Below are 21206 nucleotides of genomic sequence, written 5' to 3'. Positions count from 1 at the left end.
GATTTATGCCGGAGCCGAGGTCCGGATCAAGTGATCGAAAGCGCTCAGGGAAGCCTTGGCGCCCTCGCCCACTGCGATCACGATCTGCTTGTACGGCACCGTGGTCACGTCACCGGCAGCGAACACACCCGGCACCGACGTTTCACCGCGAGCGTCGACGATGATCTCGCCACGGGGCGACAATTCGATGGTGCCTTTGAGCCAATCGGTGTTGGGCAACAGACCGATCTGCACAAAGATCCCTTCCAGTTCCACGCTGCGCAATTCGTCGCTCTGACGATCCTTGTAGCGCAGGCCGTTGACCTTCTGGCCGTCACCGGTGACCTCAGTGGTTTGCGCACTGGTGATCACGGTGACGTTCGGCAGGCTGTGCAACTTGCGCTGCAATACCGCATCGGCTCGCAACTGCACATCGAACTCCAGTAGCGTGACATGGGACACGATACCGGCCAGGTCGATGGCCGCTTCGACGCCGGAGTTGCCGCCGCCAATCACCGCCACGCGCTTGCCCTTGAACAACGGACCGTCGCAATGCGGGCAGTACGCCACGCCCTTGTTGCGGTATTGCTGCTCACCGGGAACGTTCATTTCACGCCAACGCGCACCGGTCGCCAGAATCACGGTCCTGGCCTTCAACGAGGCGCCGCTGGCGAAGTGAATCTGGTGCAACTCGCCATTCTTGCCGGGTACCAGTTTGTCGGCACGCTGCAGGTTCATGATGTCCACGTCGTACTGCTTGACGTGTTCTTCCAGGGCCACGGCCAGTTTCGGGCCTTCGGTTTCCTGCACCGAGATAAAGTTCTCAATGGCCATGGTGTCCAGCACCTGGCCACCAAAACGTTCGGCCGCGACACCGGTGCGAATGCCTTTTCGGGCCGCGTAGATTGCCGCCGAAGCACCGGCCGGTCCACCGCCGACCACCAGCACGTCAAAGGCTTCTTTGGCGCTGATTTTCTCGGCCTGGCGTTCGATGCCGCTGGTGTCGATCTTGGCGAGGATTTCTTCCAGGCCCATGCGGCCCTGGCCGAAGTTCACACCGTTAAGGTAGATGCTGGGGACCGCCATGATCTGGCGCTCATCGACTTCAGCCTGGAACAGCGCGCCGTCGATGGCGACGTGGCGAATGTTCGGGTTCAGTACCGCCATCAGGTTCAGCGCCTGGACCACGTCCGGGCAGTTCTGGCAGGACAGCGAGAAGTAAGTCTCGAAGTTGAACTCGCCTTTGAGCGAGCGGATCTGTTCGATCACTTCGGCACTGGCCTTGGACGGGTGGCCGCCGACTTGCAGCAAGGCCAGCACCAGAGACGTGAATTCGTGGCCCATCGGGATGCCGGCGAAACGCAGGCTGATATCGGCACCCGGGCGATTGATCGAGAACGACGGCTTGCGTGCATCGTCACCGTTGTCGAGCAAAGTAATCTGGCTGGAAAGACTGGCAACGTCTTTCAGCAATTCAAGCATTTCCTGGGATTTCGCACCGTCGTCGAGGGATGCAACGATCTCGATCGGCTGGGTGACCCGTTCCAGGTACGATTTCAACTGGGCTTTAAGATTGGCGTCCAACATACGGGCGATTTCCTTTTGAATGATTCATTTAGAGCAGGCATAAAAAAACGCCCGAGCGAATCTCGCCCGGGCGTTTTTATTGGGCGGTGCAGCTTACTGAGTAGGCGCGGAGTTCCGCCCTGATGGTGCGATCACAGACTTAGATCTTGCCGACCAGGTCCAGGGACGGCGCCAGAGTGGCCTCGCCTTCTTTCCACTTGGCTGGGCAAACCTGACCTGGGTGAGCAGCGACGTACTGGGCAGCCTTGATCTTGCGCAGCAGCTCGGAAGCGTCACGGCCTACACCGCCGTCGTTGAGTTCAACGATCTTGATCTGGCCTTCAGGGTTGATCACGAAGGTGCCACGGTCAGCCAGGCCTGCTTCTTCGATCAGCACGTCGAAGTTGCGGGAGATGGCGTGGGTCGGGTCGCCGATCATGGTGTACTGGATCTTGCCGATGGCTGGCGAAGTGTTGTGCCAGGCAGCGTGGGCGAAATGGGTGTCGGTGGAAACGCTGTAGATCTCGACGCCCAGTTTCTGGAACGCGTCGTAGTTGTCAGCCAGGTCTTCCAGCTCGGTCGGGCAGACGAAGGTGAAGTCGGCCGGGTAGAAGAACACCACAGACCACTTGCCTTTCAGGTCTGCGTCCGAGACTTTTACGAAGTCGCCATTTTTGAATGCGTCAGCTTTGAACGGTTTAACTTGGCTGTTGATGATAGGCATCGTTGACTCTCCGTCAGGGGGTTAAGAAGTTGATGGAAAGAACTTTACCCACTCGACGAACGGAAGGCTCATTGGCAAACCTGATGCTGCTGATTGGCTTTCGCTATTAGCCAGCTGTATTAATAGAAGAAAACGGTATCTAGGGTGACACGGGCTTTTCCGTGATACGCGCCATGCCGAGAAACGGACTGGCTTCGATGTAGCGCATGGCCGACTTCATGTCCTTCCAGCCCACATAGCTCATCAGCGACTTCAGATCCCAGCCACTTTGATGCGCCCAGGTGGCAAAGCCGCGACGCAAGGAATGACTGGTATAAAGCTCACCGGCGATACCTGCTCGCGCCAACGCCTGACGCAGTAACGGAATCACGCTGTTGGCGTGCAAGCCCTCCTCGCCCAGATGCCCCCAGCGGTCGATGCCACGGAACACCGGCCCACGCACCAGAGCCGCCTCGGTAATCCAGTCGATATAAGCCTGCACCGGACACAAGCGTTGCAAGGCCGGTGTCTGATAGGTCTTGCCAAGGTTATCGCGATCACTCTTGCTACGCGGCAGATAGAGACTGATGCCGGAACCGGCGCTGGCCTGCACGTGTTCCACCTGAAGCCGGCACAACTCATCACTGCGAAAGCCACGCCAGAAGCCCAACAGGATCAGGGCCATGTCGCGCCTTGCCCGCAGCAAACCCGGTCGGTCGCCTGTGGCCCTGGCGGTCTGCACTTCTTGCTCCAGACAACTGACCACCTGTTCCAGGTGCTGAAGCTGCAAGGGTTCTGCCTGTTTTTCCTGGGCCGGGTGCAGCGCGCGAATGCCCTTGAAAACTTTGCGCACCACCGGCGCCTTGGTGGGATCGGCAAAGCCCTGGCTGTTGTGCCACTGCGCCAATGCCGACAAACGCAGTTTCAGCGTGTTGATCGACAACACGCCGGCATGGGCCACCAGGTAGCGCGCCACGCTGTCGCCGGTTGCCGGCAGAAAACCGCCCCACGTGACTTCGAAGTGCTCGATGGCCGCTCGATAGCTGCGACGGGTGTTGTCGCGAGTCGCTGCTTGCAGATAGCAATCCATATCGCTCATAGGAAATGAACCTGTTTTAACCGACTGTAGGAGCGAGCTCGCTCGCGATGGTCGTCAACGATAACGCTGGCTGCCAGGTGCCCCCGCGGCGCTCTCGGGTTTTTCGCGAGCAAGCTCGCTCCTACAAGAGGCATCGGCCGCTGGCGCGAAAAACACAAAACGCTGTAGGAGCGAGCTCGCTCGCGATGATCGTCAACGATAACGCTGGCTGCCAGGTGCCCCGCGGCGCTCTCGGGTTTTTCGCGAGCAAGCTCGCTCCTACAAGAGGCATCGGCCGCTGGCGCGAAAAACACAAAACGCTGTAGGAGCGAGCTCGCTCGCGATGGTCGTCAACGATAACGCTGGCTGCCACGTGCCCCGCGGCGTTCTCGGGTTTTTCGCGAGCACGCTCGCTCCTACAAGGGGCATCGGCCGCTGGCGTTAAAAACACAAAACGCTGTAGGAGCGAGCTCGCTCGCGATGATCGTCAACGATAACGCTGGCTGGCAGATGCCCCGTGGCGCTCTCGGGTTTTTCGCGAGCAAGCTCGCTCCTACAAGGGTTGGTGTACGGAAACAGTGCGAGGAATACCTAGAAACTTCGTTCACACGGGGTAATACCAGTATATCCCGTGTTAATCACATTCAGCATTTAACTTTTTTGATTGAATGGTACAATGTGTATTTACGTGGTACATACCACATCATCAAAACCCGGGAGATCTCATGGCACGCGGCGGTGTAAATAAAGCGGTGGTTCAAGCCGCTCGGTTGGCGATCCTCGCCCGCGGCGAAAACCCCAGCATCGATGCCGTACGGATCGAGATGGGCAATACCGGCTCGAAAACCACGATTCATCGCTACCTCAAGGAGCTCGATGACCGGGTCGAACCTGTCGAGGCGCCGACAGAACCGATCGACGACGAACTGATGGCGCTGGTGGCGCGGCTCGCGCAAAGACTCAAGGAGCAGGCGCAAGAGCCCATCGACCAGGCGCGCGCGCAGTACGAAGAACAACGCAAGGCGCTGGAAAACCAGCTCGGCGAAGCGCAAGAGGACAACAGCGAACTGCACCAGCAATACGAGTTTCAAAGCCTGGCACTGACTCAGGAATCCGAGGCCCTGCAAGAAACTCGAGCCATGCTGCAAACGGAGCAAACCCGCAACGCCGGGTTGAATCAGGCGCTAGCCGATTTCGAATTGCGCTTGAAAGACAAGGACGAGCAGATCCGCTCCCTTGAAGAAAAGCACCTGCACACTCGCGACGCACTGGAGCACTACCGCAATGCGGTCAAGGAACAGCGCGAACAGGAAATGAGTCGCCACGAAGGCCAGGTGCAACAGATACAGATGGAACTGCGTCAGGCGCAACAAAGCGCACTGGTACGCCAGGATGAAATCACCCAGTTGCACCGCGACAACGAACGCTTGCTGACTGAAAACCGCGGCACGCTGCGCGAACTGAGCCTGCTGCAAGAACAGCTCAAGCAAAGCAATACCCGTCAGGATCAGTTGCTGGAACAGGCCACCCGCGTCGACGGTGAGCGCACCCTCCTCCAGGAACGCCTGCGCGTCGCCCTGCTGGAAAGCCAGGCACTCAAGCAGAACGTCGATGAGCAGTCGCAGCTCAACAGGTCACTGGAAATGGATCTGGCCAAGACCCGGACGGATCTGGAAGAACGCGTACGTCTGGCCGCGACCCTTGCGGCAGCGGCAGACGCAGCGAAGGACGCTTAACCGGCGACCGGCGTACGCATGGTGACGAACTCTTCGGCGGCCGTCGGGTGCACCCCGATGGTTTCGTCGAAGTCGCGCTTGGTGGCGCCGGCCTTCAAGGCAATCGCCAGGCCCTGGACGATTTCACCGGCTTCTGGGCCGACCATGTGGCAACCCAGGACCTTGTCGGTGTTGGCGTCCACCACCAGTTTCATCAGCGTGCGCTCCTGGCATTCGGTCAGGGTCAGCTTCATCGGCCGGAAGCGGCTTTCGAAGATCTGCACCTCGTGACCGGCTTCGCGAGCCTCTTCCTCGGTCAAACCGACAGTGCCGATGTTCGGCAGGCTGAACACCGCCGTCGGGATCATCTTGTAATCCACCGGACGATACTGCTCTGGCTTGAACAGGCGTCGCGCCACCGCCATGCCTTCAGCCAGGGCCACCGGCGTCAGCTGAACACGGCCGATCACATCGCCCAGCGCCAGGATCGACGGCTCGGCGGTTTGATACAGCTCATCGACCTCGACAAAGCCTTTCCTGTCGAGTTTGACCCCGGTGTTTTCCAGCCCCAGATTGTCCAGCATCGGACGACGACCCGTGGCGTAGAACACGCAATCGGCTTCCAGCTGGCGACCATCCTTGAGCGTGACTTTCAGGCTGCCATCGGCCAGCTTGTCGATGCGCTCGATGTCCGCGTTGAACTGCAGGTCCATGCCGCGCTTGGTCAACTCTTCCTGCAAATGCTTGCGCACGGAACCATCGAAGCCACGCAGGAACAGTTCGCCGCGATACAGCAGCGTGGTCTTGGCACCCAAGCCGTGGAAGATCCCGGCGAACTCGACCGCAATGTAGCCACCGCCCACCACCAGCACCCGCTTGGGCAGCTCTTTGAGGAAGAACGCCTGGTTGGAACTGATGGCATGCTCATGCCCCGGAATCTCCGGAATCTGCGGCCAGCCGCCGGTGGCGATCAGGATGTTCCTGGCGGTAAAACGCTCGCCATTGATCTCGACCTGATGCGGGTCGACGATCTTCGCGTGGCCCTCATGCAAGGTCACGCCGCTGTTGACCAGCAGGTTGCGATAAATGCCATTGAGGCGATTGATCTCGCGGTCCTTGTTGGCGATCAACGTCGGCCAGTCGAACTGCGCCTCATCCAGGCCCCAGCCAAAACCGGAAGCCTGCTCGAAGTCTTCGGCGAAGTGCGCACCGTAGACCAGCAATTTTTTCGGCACACAGCCGACGTTCACACAGGTCCCGCCCAGATAGCGGCTTTCGGCCACGGCCACTTTCGCACCGAACCCGGCGGCAAACCGCGCAGCCCGCACACCGCCGGAACCGGCGCCAATCACATAAAGGTCAAAATCGTAGGCCATTTTCAATCTCCTCGGCAGGTGACCAGCATACCCGCAGACATTTGTTGGGCAAGCGCTGCAGTCGATATGGGGCCTGAAAATGAAAAAGCCACCCGAAGGTGGCTTTTCAATACAGTCAGGTCGAAAGCGATCAGTACGCCTTGCCCGTCTTGTAGAAGTTCTCGAAGCAGAAGTTGGTCGCGTCGATGTAGCCTTCGGCGCCGCCGCAGTCGAAACGCTTGCCCTTGAACTTGTAGGCCATCACGCAGCCGTTCTGGGCCTGCTTCATCAGGGCGTCGGTGATCTGGATTTCGCCGCCCTTGCCTGGCTCGGTCTGTTCGATCAGGTCGAAGATGTCCGGGGTCAGGATGTAGCGGCCGATGATGGCCAGGTTCGACGGTGCGTCTTCCGGCTTTGGTTTTTCAACCATGCTGTGTACGCGGTAGATGTCGTCGCGGATCATCTCGCCGGCGATTACGCCGTACTTGTTGGTCTCGGACGGATCGACTTCCTGGATGGCCACGATCGAGCAGCGGAACTGCTTGTACAGCTTGACCATCTGGGTCAGAACGCCGTCGCCTTCGAGGTTGACGCACAGGTCGTCCGCCAGTACCACGGCGAACGGTTCGTCACCGATCAGTGGACGGCCGGTGAGGATCGCGTGGCCCAGGCCTTTCATTTCGGTCTGGCGGGTGTAGGAGAACGAGCACTCGTCGAGCAACTTGCGGATGCCGACCAGGTATTTCTCCTTGTCGGTGCCCTTGATCTGGTTTTCCAGCTCGTAGCTGATGTCGAAGTGGTCTTCCAGGGCGCGCTTGCCGCGACCGGTGACGATGGAGATTTCGGTCAAGCCGGCATCCAGTGCTTCTTCGACGCCGTACTGGATCAGTGGCTTGTTCACCACCGGCAGCATTTCTTTGGGCATGGCTTTAGTCGCTGGCAGGAAGCGAGTACCGTAACCGGCTGCTGGGAACAAGCATTTCTTGATCATATAAGTCCTTGAAAGGGCTGTGTGTACGAGTTTCGGCGCAGTCTAATCAGGCGGCGTGCACCTTACAATGCCCCGCGCTGGCTAACCGATGCCAACATAGAGAAATATTCTTGCCGATAGTTCCCTGCGGGAGTGCGCAGGTCGCTGCGCAGCCTCTTATGCATAGCAGAGACTTGCGCAAATGCACGGTTTCTACCGCCCGGAACCCATCACCATACGCCCATCGGCACCCCTTGAGTGTGTTTGGCGGTATCATGGCGCGATTGAACCAGACAACGAGGCAAGTAGATGTCGGCAGTAAAAAGCGTCAACGGATTCCTGATCAATCAGGAGAAAGACGGCCAATGGTGGGTGGCCAGTGTCGCCGGTGAAAATATCGCCGGGCCTTTCCCTTCCGAAGCCCTGGCAATCGAAGTGGCCTCGGTGCTGGAACTTGAGCACCCGGAACCCAAGCGACGCGGCAAAGACAAGAGCTGATCGACGCCCGATGCAAAAAGCCCTGCCATGGCGCAGGGCTTTTTTATGAATACCGAAAAAGAAGTGGCCTTTGGCTATAACCTTTTGAATCCGGCGCTGTCTCAGCCTTAGCCCACCCCCCCTGACGATGATCAAGCCATGAATAAAGTTTTGCCTTTGCTGACGGTATTGGCCCTGAGCGGCTGCGCAACGTCGGAACAAACCTACCTGGCTAACGGAGAGCAAGGCCTATCGATTGACTGCTCCGGGGAAGCCAACTCTTGGGCGGCGTGCTACGAAAAGGCCGATGCGTCCTGCGCGGGCACCGGCTACAAGATTGTCGGAACCGATGGCACCCCCTCGCTCAAGGAGAGCGAAAAGACCCTCGGCGCCGATGTCGGTAACTACAAGAGCCGCAACGTCGTGGTGATCTGCAGGTAACGCGCCACGCCCTACATATGGATTTCGGCGAATTTGATTCCAAGCCCGCGCACGGTATCGATCAGATCATCAAGGCGGCTGAAGGACTCGACTTCATCATTGTCATCCACCAGGAAATAGCTGCGCCCGGCGCTTTTCTTGAAAAACACGATCCATTCCCCCAGCTCCGCCGGATTCTGAATCACATGGGTGGCAGAGATTAAACCCTCTGCATGCCGCTCCCGGACCTGCTCTCGCTTCATGTTCGACTCCAGAAATAACGATGCCGCCAAAGCAGGGCTTTGGCGGCATCGGTGCTGATGGTCGATAGTCTATCAGCCGGAAATGCACTCGTTGGCAGCCTTCTGCACATCCTTTGGCCGCACCGGGACATTGGACATGCTCTCGTGCAGCTTGATGCTGCTGCCGCCGGAGCGTTCTTCGATGTCAAACACGGCAGACGGCCCCACGGAAAATTTGAGCGGCACGATCACGCGCAAGCCATCCTTGTGCGACTGGATCTGCAAGGCGCCTCGGCTATCGGCCAGTTTTTCGCTCAGGCATTGCGCGTATTCATGGGGCTTCTTGCCAGAAATCACGTTCATCGTCGGCAAGGACTCGTTGATGTCCGAGACGTTCGCGCAACCACTGATCGTCAATGCCATCGGCAACAACCACAAACCCCACTTCATACCAAACCTCCGTTAAAGACCCTCGGACAGCGCAACTGCGATTTTTCTCCGAGACAAACTGCTTTATCGCTCATCAAATGTGAAATAAGCGTTTTTAATTGTAGAAGCGGCCGGATAATAAGGCCTTCGGGCTGATAAACTGCGCCAATCGCCCATGCTATCGTTTTGATTTTGTAGAAAAAGCCCTTCTGGAGGCGCCTCATGAAATTTATCCATCAGCGCGAGCACCTCAATGAAGACGACATCGTCGTCATTCAATGCTCCCAAATGTGCAACATCCGCTTGATGAACGACGCCAACTTCCGCAGCTTCAAGAATGGCGGTCGTCACACCTATCACGGCGGTGCATTCGACACGTTTCCGGCCCGCATCACAGCCCCTAGCACCGGTTTCTGGAACATCACGATCGACACCGTCAACCGCCGCGCTATCAGCGTGACGCGCAAACCCACCCTGACGCACTCGATCAAAATCATTCGCCGCTCCAGCACGAAACTGAGCTGATCAGCGAACCCGAAACACAAGACAGGCAGATACAACCGTGGCCCAAACGACCAAGTACGTCATCAAATACAAACTCAACGGTGAGCGCCGCTTCGAGTTTGCCCAGCTTGAAAACGGCACCCAGGAAGAAGCCAAGGCGGCGCTGGATGCCATTCATGGACAGGACGACGTCATCAGCGACATCAGCGTCAGCAAAGCGTTGTAACACGATCCGGAGCGACAATGGACGTCGGCTCCCGCTCGCAGTTCGACCGCAAGCAGCGGAGTGCCAGCTTTATTTTTGCCTTGCAGACTGACCACCTCCATCACAAGAGGCCCGGCAATGAGCGAGCAATATCTGGACAGACTGGACTGGCCCCGGCTGGAGCAGCAACTTGATCAGGACGGCTGCGCCGTCATCCCGTCACTGCTGAGTCACAAGGCTTGCGGGCAGGTCAGCGCCTGGTACCCTCGCACCGAACTGTTTCGCTCCCACGTGGTGATGGCTCGCCACGGGTTCGGCCGAGGCGAGTACAAGTATTTCAACTACCCCTTGCCGGAACTTGTGGCCCGCTTGCGCAGCGCGCTCTACCCACGACTGTTGCCCATCGCCAATCGCTGGCATGAACAGATGGGCTTGCCGGAGCGTTTTCCTGAAACCCTTCCAGCCTTCCTCGAACATTGCCATGCCGCTGGTCAGAACCGTCCGACCCCCTTGTTGCTGCAATATGGTCCGCAGGACTACAACTGCTTGCATCAGGATCTGTACGGTGAGCACGTTTTCCCGCTGCAAGTGGCGATCCTGCTGTCAGACCCGGATCAAGACTTCACCGGCGGCGAATTTGTCCTGACTGAACAGCGCCCGCGAATGCAGTCACGCCCGATGGTCATCGATCTGAAGAAAGGTGACGGGCTGATCTTTGCGGTCAACCAGCGTCCAGTCAAAGGCACTCGCGGTTACTACCGCGTTACCCTGCGTCACGGCGTGAGTCGCCTGCACAGCGGTAAACGGCATACCCTTGGAATCATCTTTCACGATGCGTCATGAACCCATGAATCCGCAGACTTTCGATCTGTTTGCCGATGCAGAACCCGAGCAACAGCCCAGGCGCGAGCAGATCGGCGAACAGTCCTACGTGCTCAGAGGCTTCGCCCTGCCCTGGCTGGAGCGTTTGCTGCCTGCCCTGGAAGAAGTGCTGGCGGCCGCGCCGTTTCGGCAGATGGTCACACCCGGCGGTTTCACCATGTCGGTCGCCCTGAGCAGTTGTGGCCAATTCGGCTGGACCACTGACCGCAGCGGTTATCGGTACACCCGCCTCGATCCAGACACCGCAAAGCCCTGGCCAATGATGCCCGAGGTGTTTTTCCAACTGGCACAAGCAGCGGCACAGGCAGCAGGGTTCACCGGTTTTGCGCCGGATTCCTGCCTGATCAACCGTTATATCCCCGGGGCAAAAATGTCATTGCATCAGGATAAGGACGAACATTCCTACGCCGCCCCCATCGTTTCGGTATCCCTGGGTTTGCCGGCGATGTTCCTGTTCGGCGGTTTTGCACGCAGCGACAAAAGTCAGCGCGTTCCCCTGTTCCATGGCGACATCGTGGTCTGGGGTGGCGTGGATCGCCTGCGTTATCACGGCGTGTTGCCGATCAAGGACGGCCATCATCCGAAACTGGGCGAGCAACGCATCAACTTCACCTTCCGTACCGCCGGATAAAGCCTTCGAATTTGACCGCAAGCGCCGGAGTGTGTGGCAACTGCCCCACAGTTAATGTGCAGGCAACCCCTCAATGGACGTGACGCCATGACAACCCGATCGACCAAAATCGCCACTGAAAACGATCCGCGCTGGGCCGCCGTGGTTGCGCGCGATCCCAAGGCTGACGGGCAGTTTGTCTATGCCGTGAAGACCACAGGCATCTACTGCAACCCCAGCAGCCTCGCGCGCTTGCCCAAACCACACAATGTCGAATTCTTCGATAGCGCCGAACAGGCCCGGGCCGCGGGTTATCGTCCGAGCAAACGCGCGACGAAGGATCAGAGCGAACTCGCCGCGCAACATGCCACCACCGTGGCCGCCGCGTGCCGCCAGATCGAAAGCGCGCAAACGCTGCCCGCCCTGGGCGAATTGGCCGAGGCGGCGGGCCTGAGCAGCTTCCATTTCCATCGCGTGTTCAAAGCCGTCACCGGCCTGACGCCCAAGGGCTACGCCGATGCCCATCGTTCACGCAAGGTACGCGAGCGACTGGCGGACGGCGGCTCGGTGACCGATGCCCTGTATGACGCCGGCTTCAACTCCAACAGCCGGTTTTATGAAGCGGCAGACCAACTGCTGGGAATGAAACCCGGAGACTACCGCGCGGCCGGTCAAAACAACGACATTCGTTTTGCCGTCGGCCAGTGTTCGCTGGGAGCGATTCTGGTGGCGCAGAGTGAGCGTGGGGTCTGTGCGATCCTGCTGGGCGATGATCCGCACCAACTGGTCTGTGATCTGCAAGACAAATTCCGCCGCGCCAACCTGATCGGTGCCGATCATGAGTTCGAGCAATTGATTGCCCGGGTCGTCGGTTTTATCGAGGCGCCGGCCATTGGCCTTGATTTGCCGCTGGACGTACGCGGCACGGCGTTTCAGGAGCGTGTCTGGCAAGCGCTGCGAGAGATTCCCGTGGGCAGCACTGCCAGCTACGCCGATGTCGCCCAACGCATCGGTCAACCAAAAGCCGTTCGCGCCGTGGCCCAGGCCTGCGGCGCGAACAGCCTGGCGGTGGCGATCCCTTGCCATCGCGTGGTGCGCAGCGATGGAAATCTGTCGGGCTATCGCTGGGGTGTCGAGCGCAAACGTCAATTGCTGCAGCGCGAATCGCAGTGATCAGCGGTTCACATCCACCACCACGCGCCCACGCAACTGCCCGGCAAGCAAGCGTGGCGCGGCTTCGATGGCTTCGCTCAAGCCGATTTCGTGACTGATCAGCGGCAACAGATTGAAGTCCAGATCCCGGGCCAGGCGATTCCAGGCTTCCACGCGCTTGGCTTTGGGCTGGGTCACGCTGTTGATGCCAGCCAGGGTCACGCCGCGCAAGATGAACGGCGCAACGGATGCGGGAAAGTCCATGCCCTGGGCCAGACCGCAGGCCGCGACGGTGCCGTTGGCCTGGGTGCTGGCGCACGCATTGGCCAGGGTGTGGCTGCCGACCGAGTCGATGACGGCCGCCCAGCGCTCCTTGGCCAACGGCTTGCCCGGCGCGGACAAGGTGGCGCGATCGATGATTTCGCTGGCGCCCAGTTGCTTCAGGTAGTCGTGCTCCGAGGTCCGTCCGGTGGACGCGACCACCCGGTAGCCGAGCCTGCTCAGCAAGGCGATGGCAAAACTGCCGACGCCACCGTTGGCGCCAGTCACCAGAATGTCACCCTGCCCGGGCGTCACGCCGTTGTGCTCCAGTGCCAGGATGCACAGCATGGCCGTGTAGCCCGCCGTACCGATGGCCATCGCCTGAGCCGCGGTAAACGCCTTGGGCAGCGGGATCAGCCAGTCACCGTTCAGGCGAGCCTTCTGCGCCAATCCACCCCAATGCCCTTCACCCACGCCCCAGCCATTGAGCAGGACCTGGTCACCGACCTTGTAGTCCGGATGCCCGCTGACTTCGACGACACCGGCCAGGTCGATCCCCGGCACCATCGGGAATTTGCGCACTACCGGACTGCTGCCGGTAATCGCCAGGCCATCCTTGAAGTTCAGCGTGCTGTAGGCCACACGCACCGTGACATCGCCCTCGGGTAACTGATCGTCCTGGATCTCTTGCAGTGTGGCCCGGTAACCGCTGTCGTCTTTGTCGATCAAAATGCCTTTGAACATTACGGCCTCTCAATGGAATCAGTCTGTGGGTGGTGCAATTGAAATAACACATAAGCCTCACCCGCCGAAATGACGACTGGCCTTGCGCCAATCGTTGCGATACAAATCCTGTTCTACCGCCCCTACCCGGATTCAACGTCGGAGAACACAGCACATGAACCAATGGCCAGATACCCGCATTCTTGACCTGCTCGGGATCGAACTGCCGATCATTCAGGGGCCGATGGCCGGTGCCACAAACTCTTCCATGGTGATTGCAACCTGCAATGCCGGCGGCCTGGGCTCGATGCCAGCAGCGATGCTCAGCACGGATCAACTGCGCGAAGAGCTCAAAACCATCCGCCAACACACCCGGCGCCCGATCAACGTCAACTTCTTCTGTCATCAACCTCCGGCTCCGGATGAGCAACGCGCGCAGGACTGGAAAAACCTGTTGCAACCTTACTACCAGGAACTCGGCGCCGACTTCGATGCGCCGACGCCGGTGTCCAACCGGGCGCCGTTCGATAATGCGGCCTGCGAAGTGGTCGAAGCGTTTCGCCCTGAAGTGGTGAGTTTCCACTTTGGCCTGCCGGAAAAATCCCTGCTCGACCGGGTCAAGGCCACCGGCGCGAAGGTGCTGTCCTCGGCCACCACCGTCGCAGAAGCCGTGTGGCTGGAACAGCATGGTTGTGATGCAATCATTGCCATGGGCTACGAAGCCGGGGGCCATCGCGGAATGTTTCTCAGCGATGACCTGAGCAGTCAGGTGGGGACTTTCGCCCTGGTGCCCCAAGTCGTCGATGCGGTGAAGGTGCCGGTGATTGCCGCCGGCGGCATCGCTGACGCACGAGGCGTCGCCGCGGCCTTCATGCTCGGTGCTTCGGCGGTGCAGGTGGGTACGGCGTACCTGTTCACGCCAGAGGCCAAGGTCAGCCCTTCCCATCACAAAGCCTTGCGAACCGCCCGGGAAAGCGAGACGGCCGTCACCAACGTGTTCACCGGCCGCCCGGCCCGGGGCATCCTCAATCGGGTGATGCGTGAGCTGGGGCCCATGAGCGCCAAGGCCCCGGCCTTCCCCCTTGCCGGTGGCGCGCTGATGCCGTTGCGGGCCAAAGGTGAAGCGGACTTCAGCAACCTCTGGGCCGGCCAGGCATTTACCCTCGGGGTCGAATTGACCACCGAAGCACTGACTAGAAAGCTGGCTGAAGAAGGATTAGCGAGACTGCCAGGTCGTCCCTGAGCATCACCCCCATTAAAATTGTATACAATTTTGCGGCAACACATTCCGTTTAAAGGCAATTCGCTATATATTTTTGTACATAACGATTAACCTGCCGCCATTGCCTTTAACGGAGCCGTTTCATGACCATTCGTGCCTCACGTTTTGCCCCGACCTGCCTGGCGAGCCTTCTCGCCGTATTCGCCTTCGGCTCAGCCCAGGCGGACGAAGTCCAGGTGGCCGTCGCCGCCAACTTCACCGCCCCCATCCAGGCCATCGCCGCTGATTTCGAAAAAGACACCGGGCATAAACTGGTCGCCTCCTTTGGCGCCACCGGCCAGTTCTACACCCAGATCAAAAACGGCGCGCCGTTCGAAGTGTTCCTCTCGGCAGACGACAGCACCCCGAAAAAGCTTGAAGCCGAAGGCGACTCCGTCAAGGGTTCGCGCTTCACCTACGCCGTCGGTACGCTGGCGCTGTGGTCGGCCAAGGAAGGCTACGTCGATGCCAAGGGCAATGTGCTGAAAAAGAACGAATACCAGCACCTGTCCATCGCCAACCCCAAAGCCGCGCCTTATGGCCTGGCGGCGACCCAGGTACTGGCCAGGGAAGGTTTGACCGACAAGGTCAAGGACAAGATCGTCGAAGGCCAGAACATCAGCCAGGCCTACCAGTTCGTCTCCACCGGCAACGCCGAGTTGGGTTTTGTCGCCCTGTCGCAGATCTACAAGGACGGCAAGATCACCAGCGGTTCGGCCTGGATCGTTCCCGCCAGCCTGCACGACCCGATCAAGCAAGACGCGGTGATTCTCAACAAGGGCAAGGACAACCCGGCCGCCAAGGCACTGGTTGACTACCTCAAGGGGCCGAAAGCGGCAGCTGTCATCAAGTCCTACGGTTACGAAATCTAAATGTCGCTATCGAGTGCCGATTTTTCCGCCATCTGGCTGACCCTGAAACTGGCGTCCCTGACGACCGTCATCCTGTTGATTGTCGGCACTCCGATTGCGTTATGGCTGTCGCGCACCCGCTCCTGGTTGCGCGGTCCGGTCGGGGCGATTGTCGCCCTGCCCCTGGTGCTGCCACCGACGGTGATTGGTTTCTATCTGTTGCTGGCCCTCGGCCCTCATGGGTACCTTGGCCAGCTCACCCAATCACTCGGCCTTGGCACCCTCACGTTCAGTTTTGCGGGGCTGGTCATCGGTTCGGTGCTGTATTCGATGCCGTTTGTGGTCCAGCCGCTGCAAAACGCTTTTTCCTCGATTGGCACGCGCCCGCTCGAAGTGGCCGCGACCTTGCGGGCCAATCCCTGGGATACCTTTTTCAGCGTGACACTGCCCCTGGCCCGCCCCGGTTTCATTACCGCGGCCATTCTCGGCTTTGCCCACACCGTCGGCGAGTTCGGCGTGGTGCTGATGATCGGCGGCAACATTCCCGAGAAGACCCGCGTGGTCTCGGTGCAGATCTACGATCACGTCGAAGCCATGGAGTATGCCCAGGCCCATTGGCTGGCCGGGGCAATGCTGGTGTTCTCGTTTGTCGTCCTGCTGGCGCTGTATTCCAGTCGTAAAACCAAAGCGGGCTGGAGCTGACCGATGATTCAAATGCGTCTGAAACTACGTTATTCGGGCTTCGCCCTGGACGTCGATCTGCAGGTGCCTGGCCGTGGCGTCACTGCGCTTTACGGCCACTCCGGCTCTGGCAAGACCACTTGCCTGCGCTGCATCGCCGGCCTGGAACGGGCCGAGCAAGGCTTTGTCCAGGTTAACGATGAAGTCTGGCAAGACAGCGACAACCGGATCTTCGTCGCGCCGCACAAGCGCGCGCTGGGCTATGTGTTCCAGGAAGCCAGCCTGTTTCCTCATCTGTCGGTGCTGGCCAACCTGGCATTCGGCCTCAAGCGCATCCCCAAGCCGCAGCGTCGGGTCGACATGGCCCACGCCACCGAGTTGCTGGGCATCAGCCATTTGCTGGACCGGCACCCGCAACACCTTTCAGGCGGTGAGCGACAGCGCGTCGGCATCGCCCGCGCCTTGCTCACCAGCCCGAAACTGTTGTTGATGGACGAACCTCTGGCGGCCCTGGATGCCCAACGCAAAGGTGAAATCCTGCCCTACTTGCAACGCCTGCACGACGAACTCGACATCCCGGTGCTGTACGTCAGCCACTCCCAGGATGAAGTTGCGCGGCTGGCCGACCATATCGTGTTGCTCAGCAACGGCAGGGCACTGGCCAGCGGCCCGATCGGCCAGACCCTGGCACGCCTCGACTTGCCGCTGGCAATGGGGGATGACGCGGGTGTGGTGATCGAAGGTCGCGTCAGCGCTTATGACGCCGACTATCAATTGCTGAGCCTGCAATTGCCCGACACTACCCTCAACATCCGTGTGCCTCATACGCCACTGGATGCGGGCCAGGCACTGCGCTGCAAGGTCCAGGCGCGGGATGTGAGCCTGAGCCTGGACAATACCGGGCAAAGCAGCATTCTCAATCGCCTGCCGGTCACTGTGGTCAGCGAAATGAGCGCCGACAACGCCGCCCATGTGCTGATTCGCCTGGACGCTGCCGGCACGCCATTGCTTGCGCGGATCACGCGTTATTCCCGTGATCAACTGAACATCCATCCCGGCCAGCCACTGTGGGCACAAATCAAAGCGGTCGCGGTGCTGGCGTAAATCCGAAGGCACGACTGCACCGGAGCGAGGTCAATGGCTGTAACGCCCCGTAACTCCTTGCCCAGGACGCTTGTCATGTCCGATGGACTGCCACCTGACCTGCATTATGTCGATGACACCCAGCCGGGCATCACCCGCAGGAAACTGCGCGGAAAATTCGCCTATTTCGACCCGGCCGGTCAGCGCATCACCGACCCCGACGCAATCGAACGCCTCAACACCCTCGCGGTGCCGCCCGCCTATACCAAGGTGTGGATTTGCGCCGATCCACGCGGGCATCTGCAGGCCACCGGCCACGACGCCCGGGGTCGCAAGCAATACCGTTATCACCCCCGCTGGCGGGAGGTGCGTGACGCCGACAAGTACTTGCGCCTGCGTGAATTCGGGCTGGCCTTGCCGAAACTGCGCCAACGGCTGGAAGCCGTATTGGCGGCACCGGGATTCAGTCGCGACAAAGTCATGGCCACGGTCATTACCCTGCTCGACTCGACGCTGATCCGCATCGGCAACAGCCAATATGCCCGGGACAACCGTTCCTACGGCCTGACGACCTTGCGCAGCCGCCATGTAGAGATCAACGGCAGTGCCATCCTGTTCCAGTTCCGCGGCAAAAGTGGCGTCGAACACCAGATCACCGTAAAAGACCGCCGACTGGCCCGGATCATCAAGCGCTGCCAGGAAATACCCGGGCAGAACCTGTTTCAGTATCTGGATGAAAACGGTGACCGGCACACCGTCACTTCATCCGACATCAACAGCTATTTGCAAACGCTCAGCGGCACCGATTTCACCGCCAAGGACTACCGCACCTGGGCTGGCAGCGTTCTGGCTCTGGCGATACTGCGCAAGCGGCATTGGGAGCCTGAAACAGACGCCAGGCGGCACCTGGTGGAGATGGTCAAGGACGTTGCCAGGCAGCTGGGCAACACCCCGGCGGTGTGCCGCAAGTGCTATATCCACCCGGCGGTGCTGGATGGCTTCCCTCTGGGCGCTTTGGCGCAACTGCCCAGGCCGAGAGCGCGCAAGGGACTCTCGGCCGAGGAAGTCGGGCTGGCGAACTTTCTGCAGAAAACGCTGGCAGCATCTGAATCGACGAATTGACCTGCCTATTTTTTGCACGATCACCAATGGCTTCTATAGTTGAACTGAACACGTATCCGCTGCGGAGACGCCATGGAAGACATTTTCGTCGTGAAGCGTTGCAAAAAGATCATCATCCATGGTCGCCGTGCGGGTGAATATGACCACCTGCCACCGGATGCCGCAGTCTGGTACCGCATCGCCGATACCCGCACCCAAGGCTTCATCGGAGATGGCTACGATAGTGAAGAAGACGCTGTGCGTGTTTGCCGTCAGTTGAACGCTCAATCACAAGTGACAGCCCGACAAAGTTGACGGCTCGTCACCATTTTTTAACGGGTCTATACTGAGATAGTTGAAGGATCAGTAACCCTTTCGGCAGAAAGCTCGCCCTAGGCGGGCTTTTTGCTGCCACACCCAGGTTTCTTGAACGGAGGTGCTTCCCATGTCCGAAAAAGAGTCCATCACCACCCTGCTCACCTTGCTGGACTCCCGTCAGGCTCGCCTGGCCGCAGCCTGCAAGGAAATCGCCGACTGGGTCGATCATCAAGGCGGACACCCCACCGCCCTCAGAATTCGTGATCGCCTGAACGACATTGAGAAGGACACGCCGCTGATCCGGCACACGCTGTCGTCTCTCAAGCCTGTCGACCGGCCTCTGCCCCGGTTCAGATGATCCGTCACGGATTCGCGGTGCGGGAAAAGGCCCTATTCGGGCAGCATGATTGGTGACCGTACGTCTCCACACCCTTGGCTGCCTGCTGGATTTCCATCCCTTCTCACAACCCGGCCTGGAACCGGGATTCTTTGTTGCGCAAAACCAATCGAACGTCCCCGCTCACGTGGAGTCAACCGCTCACACGTCACGAAGGAGACGTTCCAATGGTCACTCATTTCAAAGTCAGCGGGCACCTGGCCTGCGGTCACCACGGCAACAACCTCGTATCGACCCGCGAACTCAACCGGGTGAAATGCCGAAGCTGCCGAAACACCGACGCCTACAAAGAAGCCCGCAAGGCTGAGCGCAACGCCGCCCGCCGCGCAGCACGCAAAGCCAAAGCCGTGCACACCGCCAATGACTGGCGTTCAGCCTGGACCGAGCGGCTGACCGCGATGGCCGGCCTGCAACGACTGCCCCGTGGCTTTGGCAGCCAACCCTTCGTTTAGGGAGCATGAAGTAGCCGTCAGGTTTTTACGGCAAGACGATGTCCCTGCGCGCGGGCTCCATGATCTCGCGCAGGGACATGCGCTTGAACGCCTCGACCAGTGCTCGCCCCTCAACGGGTGCACAAGTGACCGCCAACCGCATGGTCGCCTCGCCCAGGTGCCAGATCAAAAACGCGGACTCCTCGACCTGTTGCTCGTCGCAGTCGGGATACACGTGTAGCATCGCCTGGGCCAGCAGGGCTCCGGCAACCCGGCTCTCCTCCAGTTCCAGCTGCAACAACTGCTTGTCGGCCTGCATACCGGACCAGATGTCACGCATCACCGGTGTCGTCATCACGATCTCGTAATACAGATCGAGCAACTGCGAATAGGCGGCGCGCAAACCATGGGCATCCTCGACAGCCTCCATTGCCTCGGCAATGCAACGACGGCTTTCAGCGTTATAGCGCTCGGCCAGCGTACGGATCACGGAACTCTTGTCAGGGAAATACTGATAAAGGGAACCGATCGAGATCTCGGAGCGCTCGGCGATTTCACTCATCTTGAGTTGATCGCTGCCCTTGTCCGCGATCAATTGAGTGGCCATGGCCAGAATCCGCTCCTGACGATCGCGGCTGCGCTGTTGCGTGGGATTGCGTCGAACCGCTTGTGCAGCAGGCTGTTCGAGGGTTTCAGAAGTTTTCTTGCGCACGAGTGAGTTCCCGTTCAAAAACGTGACATGTACTCACCTTAGCATCGCCATTCCCTGCGCCCAACAACAGATGCCGCACGTCGGGGAATTCGATCTGATGGGTTGACGGCGAAACATGAGCATCTATCATCTTTTAAACATGAGCATCACTCACATTAATCGATGGAGATGAACGCGATGAAAACGGCCCAACCCATCACGCTGGTCCTCGGCGCCACCGGCAAAACCGGACGGCGCATCACACAACGGCTCGAGACTGCCGGCCTGCCCGTTCGCCGGGGTTCGCGCGATGCCAATCCACCCTTCGACTGGGAAGATCGATCGACCTGGGACGCCGTAATCGATGGCGTTCATTGCGTCTACATTTCCTTTCAACCGGACCTCGCCGTTCCAGGCGCCGTTGAAACCATCCAGGCGTTCACCGACCTGGCGGTGAAAAGCGGCGTCCGCAAACTGGTCTTGTTATCCGGGCGCGGCGAAGTTGAAGCGCAACAGGCCGAACGCGTCGTACAGGACAGCGGGATTGACTGGACGATTCTGCGGGCCAGTTGGTTCTGCCAGAATTTCAGCGAGGCACACTTTCTTGAACCCATTGTGCAAGGTGAGCTTGCACTCCCCGTCGGCCAGGTCGCCGAGCCCTTTGTCGATGCAGAAGACATCGCCGAGTGTGCCGTCGCGGCACTGACCCAACCCGGACACACCAACCAGCTCTATGAACTTACCGGCCCTCGGGCGTTGACCTTTGCTCAAGCCGTGACCGAGATTGCCCGTTCCACCGGTCGCAAGATCGAATTGGTGGCCGTACCGGCGGACGCGTATCGACAGGCAATGGAACAGGAACAGCTTCCCCCGGCGTTGATCGACCTGGTGTTGTATCTCTTCACGACTGTGCTGGACGGGCGCAACACACCCGTGGCCGATGGTGTACAGCGGGCGCTGGGACGGCCGGCGCGCGACTTTGGCGACTACGTACGGCGCACTGCCGCTACGGGCATCTGGGGCAATGGCAGTCCGACGTAAAGCAGTGGCGGGAACAGGCTTCGTCGACTAGGGTTTTTTGGCGTATCGAAGTGCGGCGCCTTTATTGGCAGGAGCCTGAT

26 protein-coding genes are annotated in these 21206 nt (G+C 59.6%); 17 read left to right on the top strand and 9 right to left on the bottom strand.

Annotated elements, in window-relative coordinates; translation table 11 throughout:
- Positions 1-3: 3 nt before the first annotated feature.
- The 3 genes from ahpF to PSJE_RS01960 all read right to left on the bottom strand — a co-directional run bounded on the left by ahpF (position 4) and on the right by PSJE_RS01960 (position 3347).
- Positions 4-1566 (bottom strand): alkyl hydroperoxide reductase subunit F, encoded by a 1563-nt coding sequence (ahpF, locus tag PSJE_RS01970; RefSeq protein WP_090455460.1) that lies wholly within the window; start codon positions 1564-1566, stop codon positions 4-6.
- Between the two features lie 139 nt (positions 1567-1705).
- The gene (gene ahpC, locus PSJE_RS01965) at positions 1706-2269 is read right to left on the bottom strand and encodes an alkyl hydroperoxide reductase subunit C (protein WP_007975937.1); all 564 of its coding nucleotides are present in this window, start codon (positions 2267-2269) and stop codon (positions 1706-1708) included.
- A 139-nt stretch (positions 2270-2408) separates the two neighbouring features.
- Positions 2409-3347: a site-specific integrase gene (locus PSJE_RS01960; protein WP_090455462.1), complete on the bottom strand. Its 939-nt coding sequence runs from the start codon at positions 3345-3347 to the stop codon at positions 2409-2411.
- A gap of 704 nt (positions 3348-4051) precedes the next feature.
- On the opposite strand from PSJE_RS01960, the gene PSJE_RS01945 reads away from it, so the two are divergent.
- Positions 4052-5062 carry a DNA-binding protein gene (locus PSJE_RS01945; RefSeq protein ID WP_057714663.1) on the top strand — a complete coding sequence of 337 codons (1011 nt, stop codon included), beginning with the start codon at positions 4052-4054 and terminating at the stop codon, positions 5060-5062.
- Here the strand turns inward: PSJE_RS01945 and gorA are convergent.
- Together gorA and galU are read right to left on the bottom strand one after the other, a co-directional pair.
- On the bottom strand, positions 5059-6417 hold the full coding sequence (gene gorA / locus PSJE_RS01940; protein WP_090455468.1) for a glutathione-disulfide reductase: 1359 nt from the start codon (positions 6415-6417) through the stop codon (positions 5059-5061). The two genes, PSJE_RS01945 and gorA, sit on opposite strands and share 4 nt — an antisense overlap.
- Positions 6418-6547: 130 nt before the next feature.
- Positions 6548-7387 (bottom strand): UTP--glucose-1-phosphate uridylyltransferase GalU, encoded by an 840-nt coding sequence (gene galU / locus PSJE_RS01935; protein ID WP_056724500.1) that lies wholly within the window; start codon positions 7385-7387, stop codon positions 6548-6550.
- A gap of 288 nt (positions 7388-7675) precedes the next feature.
- Between galU and PSJE_RS01930 the strand changes: the two genes are divergently transcribed.
- Together PSJE_RS01930 and PSJE_RS01925 are read left to right on the top strand one after the other, a co-directional pair.
- The gene (locus PSJE_RS01930; protein ID WP_007985505.1) at positions 7676-7864 is read left to right on the top strand and encodes a hypothetical protein; all 189 of its coding nucleotides are present in this window, start codon (positions 7676-7678) and stop codon (positions 7862-7864) included.
- A 138-nt stretch (positions 7865-8002) separates the two neighbouring features.
- Positions 8003-8284, top strand: a complete 282-nt coding sequence (locus PSJE_RS01925) for a hypothetical protein (protein ID WP_057714661.1) — start codon at positions 8003-8005, stop codon at positions 8282-8284.
- Between the two features lie 11 nt (positions 8285-8295).
- Here PSJE_RS01925 and PSJE_RS01920 read toward each other — a convergent pair whose 3' ends face one another.
- The gene (locus tag PSJE_RS01920) at positions 8296-8526 is read right to left on the bottom strand and encodes a hypothetical protein (protein ID WP_008053025.1); all 231 of its coding nucleotides are present in this window, start codon (positions 8524-8526) and stop codon (positions 8296-8298) included.
- A gap of 72 nt (positions 8527-8598) precedes the next feature.
- Positions 8599-8955, bottom strand: a complete 357-nt coding sequence (locus PSJE_RS01915; RefSeq protein WP_057714660.1) for a hypothetical protein — start codon at positions 8953-8955, stop codon at positions 8599-8601.
- Positions 8956-9156: 201 nt separating this feature from the next.
- On the opposite strand from PSJE_RS01915, the gene PSJE_RS01910 reads away from it, so the two are divergent.
- The 5 genes from PSJE_RS01910 to ada all read left to right on the top strand — a co-directional run bounded on the left by PSJE_RS01910 (position 9157) and on the right by ada (position 12308).
- Entirely contained in the window at positions 9157-9459 is a 303-nt protein-coding gene (locus PSJE_RS01910; protein ID WP_007912251.1) for a DUF1883 domain-containing protein, read from the top strand.
- Positions 9460-9496: 37 nt separating this feature from the next.
- The gene (locus PSJE_RS31225; protein ID WP_090455470.1) at positions 9497-9664 is read left to right on the top strand and encodes a hypothetical protein; all 168 of its coding nucleotides are present in this window, start codon (positions 9497-9499) and stop codon (positions 9662-9664) included.
- 117 nt (positions 9665-9781) lie between these two features.
- On the top strand, positions 9782-10486 hold the full coding sequence (locus PSJE_RS01900; protein WP_090455472.1) for a 2OG-Fe(II) oxygenase: 705 nt from the start codon (positions 9782-9784) through the stop codon (positions 10484-10486).
- Positions 10476-11156 carry a DNA oxidative demethylase AlkB gene (gene alkB, locus PSJE_RS01895; RefSeq protein ID WP_090455474.1) on the top strand — a complete coding sequence of 227 codons (681 nt, stop codon included), beginning with the start codon at positions 10476-10478 and terminating at the stop codon, positions 11154-11156. The genes PSJE_RS01900 and alkB overlap by 11 nt, the downstream gene beginning before the upstream one ends.
- 87 nt (positions 11157-11243) lie before the next feature.
- Positions 11244-12308 carry a bifunctional DNA-binding transcriptional regulator/O6-methylguanine-DNA methyltransferase Ada gene (gene ada, locus PSJE_RS01890; protein WP_090455476.1) on the top strand — a complete coding sequence of 355 codons (1065 nt, stop codon included), beginning with the start codon at positions 11244-11246 and terminating at the stop codon, positions 12306-12308.
- On the opposite strand, the gene acuI is transcribed toward ada, so the two are convergent.
- The gene (acuI, locus tag PSJE_RS01885) at positions 12309-13292 is read right to left on the bottom strand and encodes an acrylyl-CoA reductase (NADPH) (RefSeq protein WP_090455478.1); all 984 of its coding nucleotides are present in this window, start codon (positions 13290-13292) and stop codon (positions 12309-12311) included.
- A 154-nt stretch (positions 13293-13446) separates the two neighbouring features.
- Between acuI and PSJE_RS01880 the strand changes: the two genes are divergently transcribed.
- The 8 genes from PSJE_RS01880 to PSJE_RS01845 all read left to right on the top strand — a co-directional run bounded on the left by PSJE_RS01880 (position 13447) and on the right by PSJE_RS01845 (position 19415).
- A complete protein-coding gene (locus PSJE_RS01880) occupies positions 13447-14514 on the top strand; it encodes an NAD(P)H-dependent flavin oxidoreductase (RefSeq protein WP_090455480.1) in 1068 nt (355 codons plus the stop codon).
- A gap of 122 nt (positions 14515-14636) precedes the next feature.
- Entirely contained in the window at positions 14637-15404 is a 768-nt protein-coding gene (gene modA, locus PSJE_RS01875; protein WP_090455482.1) for a molybdate ABC transporter substrate-binding protein, read from the top strand.
- Complete coding sequence (modB, locus tag PSJE_RS01870; protein WP_090455483.1) at positions 15405-16085, top strand: molybdate ABC transporter permease subunit; 681 nt, start codon at positions 15405-15407, stop codon at positions 16083-16085.
- A gap of 3 nt (positions 16086-16088) precedes the next feature.
- Entirely contained in the window at positions 16089-17168 is a 1080-nt protein-coding gene (gene modC / locus PSJE_RS01865) for a molybdenum ABC transporter ATP-binding protein (RefSeq protein WP_090455485.1), read from the top strand.
- Positions 17169-17243: 75 nt separating this feature from the next.
- Entirely contained in the window at positions 17244-18269 is a 1026-nt protein-coding gene (locus PSJE_RS01860; RefSeq protein WP_191622251.1) for a DNA topoisomerase IB, read from the top strand.
- A gap of 72 nt (positions 18270-18341) precedes the next feature.
- A complete protein-coding gene (locus PSJE_RS01855) occupies positions 18342-18563 on the top strand; it encodes a hypothetical protein (protein ID WP_090455487.1) in 222 nt (73 codons plus the stop codon).
- A gap of 130 nt (positions 18564-18693) precedes the next feature.
- Positions 18694-18924: a hypothetical protein gene (locus PSJE_RS01850; RefSeq protein WP_057714650.1), complete on the top strand. Its 231-nt coding sequence runs from the start codon at positions 18694-18696 to the stop codon at positions 18922-18924.
- A gap of 206 nt (positions 18925-19130) precedes the next feature.
- A complete protein-coding gene (locus tag PSJE_RS01845; protein WP_090455488.1) occupies positions 19131-19415 on the top strand; it encodes a hypothetical protein in 285 nt (94 codons plus the stop codon).
- A 25-nt stretch (positions 19416-19440) separates the two neighbouring features.
- Here the strand turns inward: PSJE_RS01845 and PSJE_RS01840 are convergent, their stop codons facing one another.
- Positions 19441-20106 (bottom strand): TetR/AcrR family transcriptional regulator, encoded by a 666-nt coding sequence (locus PSJE_RS01840; RefSeq protein ID WP_090455490.1) that lies wholly within the window; start codon positions 20104-20106, stop codon positions 19441-19443.
- 177 nt (positions 20107-20283) lie between these two features.
- Here PSJE_RS01840 and PSJE_RS01835 point away from each other — a divergent pair, with 177 nt between their 5' ends.
- The gene (locus tag PSJE_RS01835) at positions 20284-21126 is read left to right on the top strand and encodes an NAD(P)H-binding protein (RefSeq protein ID WP_090455491.1); all 843 of its coding nucleotides are present in this window, start codon (positions 20284-20286) and stop codon (positions 21124-21126) included.
- Positions 21127-21206 lie beyond the last annotated feature (80 nt).

This window comes from Pseudomonas jessenii (genome assembly GCF_002236115.1).
In the GTDB taxonomy this organism is placed as follows: domain Bacteria; phylum Pseudomonadota; class Gammaproteobacteria; order Pseudomonadales; family Pseudomonadaceae; genus Aquipseudomonas; species Aquipseudomonas jessenii.
Note: the sequence above shows the minus strand (reverse complement) of the source record. Positions and strands in the feature narration are given on the sequence as shown.

Excerpts from the sequence above, each read along its gene's own strand:
- ahpF (WP_090455460.1), bottom strand. The coding sequence starts at position 1,566 with ATGTTGGACGCCAATCTTAAAGCCCAGTTGAAATCGTACCTGGAACGG.
- ahpC (WP_007975937.1), bottom strand. The coding sequence starts at position 2,269 with ATGCCTATCATCAACAGCCAAGTTAAACCGTTCAAAGCTGACGCATTC.
- PSJE_RS01960 (WP_090455462.1), bottom strand. The coding sequence starts at position 3,347 with ATGAGCGATATGGATTGCTATCTGCAAGCAGCGACTCGCGACAACACC.
- PSJE_RS01945 (WP_057714663.1), top strand. The coding sequence starts at position 4,052 with ATGGCACGCGGCGGTGTAAATAAAGCGGTGGTTCAAGCCGCTCGGTTG.
- gorA (WP_090455468.1), bottom strand. The coding sequence starts at position 6,417 with ATGGCCTACGATTTTGACCTTTATGTGATTGGCGCCGGTTCCGGCGGT.
- galU (WP_056724500.1), bottom strand. The coding sequence starts at position 7,387 with ATGATCAAGAAATGCTTGTTCCCAGCAGCCGGTTACGGTACTCGCTTC.
- PSJE_RS01930 (WP_007985505.1), top strand. The coding sequence starts at position 7,676 with ATGTCGGCAGTAAAAAGCGTCAACGGATTCCTGATCAATCAGGAGAAA.
- PSJE_RS01925 (WP_057714661.1), top strand. The coding sequence starts at position 8,003 with ATGAATAAAGTTTTGCCTTTGCTGACGGTATTGGCCCTGAGCGGCTGC.
- PSJE_RS01920 (WP_008053025.1), bottom strand. The coding sequence starts at position 8,526 with ATGAAGCGAGAGCAGGTCCGGGAGCGGCATGCAGAGGGTTTAATCTCT.
- PSJE_RS01915 (WP_057714660.1), bottom strand. The coding sequence starts at position 8,955 with ATGAAGTGGGGTTTGTGGTTGTTGCCGATGGCATTGACGATCAGTGGT.
- PSJE_RS01910 (WP_007912251.1), top strand. The coding sequence starts at position 9,157 with ATGAAATTTATCCATCAGCGCGAGCACCTCAATGAAGACGACATCGTC.
- PSJE_RS01900 (WP_090455472.1), top strand. The coding sequence starts at position 9,782 with ATGAGCGAGCAATATCTGGACAGACTGGACTGGCCCCGGCTGGAGCAG.
- alkB (WP_090455474.1), top strand. The coding sequence starts at position 10,476 with ATGCGTCATGAACCCATGAATCCGCAGACTTTCGATCTGTTTGCCGAT.
- ada (WP_090455476.1), top strand. The coding sequence starts at position 11,244 with ATGACAACCCGATCGACCAAAATCGCCACTGAAAACGATCCGCGCTGG.
- acuI (WP_090455478.1), bottom strand. The coding sequence starts at position 13,292 with ATGTTCAAAGGCATTTTGATCGACAAAGACGACAGCGGTTACCGGGCC.
- PSJE_RS01880 (WP_090455480.1), top strand. The coding sequence starts at position 13,447 with ATGAACCAATGGCCAGATACCCGCATTCTTGACCTGCTCGGGATCGAA.
- modA (WP_090455482.1), top strand. The coding sequence starts at position 14,637 with ATGACCATTCGTGCCTCACGTTTTGCCCCGACCTGCCTGGCGAGCCTT.
- modB (WP_090455483.1), top strand. The coding sequence starts at position 15,405 with ATGTCGCTATCGAGTGCCGATTTTTCCGCCATCTGGCTGACCCTGAAA.
- modC (WP_090455485.1), top strand. The coding sequence starts at position 16,089 with ATGATTCAAATGCGTCTGAAACTACGTTATTCGGGCTTCGCCCTGGAC.
- PSJE_RS01860 (WP_191622251.1), top strand. The coding sequence starts at position 17,244 with ATGTCCGATGGACTGCCACCTGACCTGCATTATGTCGATGACACCCAG.
- PSJE_RS01855 (WP_090455487.1), top strand. The coding sequence starts at position 18,342 with ATGGAAGACATTTTCGTCGTGAAGCGTTGCAAAAAGATCATCATCCAT.
- PSJE_RS01850 (WP_057714650.1), top strand. The coding sequence starts at position 18,694 with ATGTCCGAAAAAGAGTCCATCACCACCCTGCTCACCTTGCTGGACTCC.
- PSJE_RS01845 (WP_090455488.1), top strand. The coding sequence starts at position 19,131 with ATGGTCACTCATTTCAAAGTCAGCGGGCACCTGGCCTGCGGTCACCAC.
- PSJE_RS01835 (WP_090455491.1), top strand. The coding sequence starts at position 20,284 with ATGAAAACGGCCCAACCCATCACGCTGGTCCTCGGCGCCACCGGCAAA.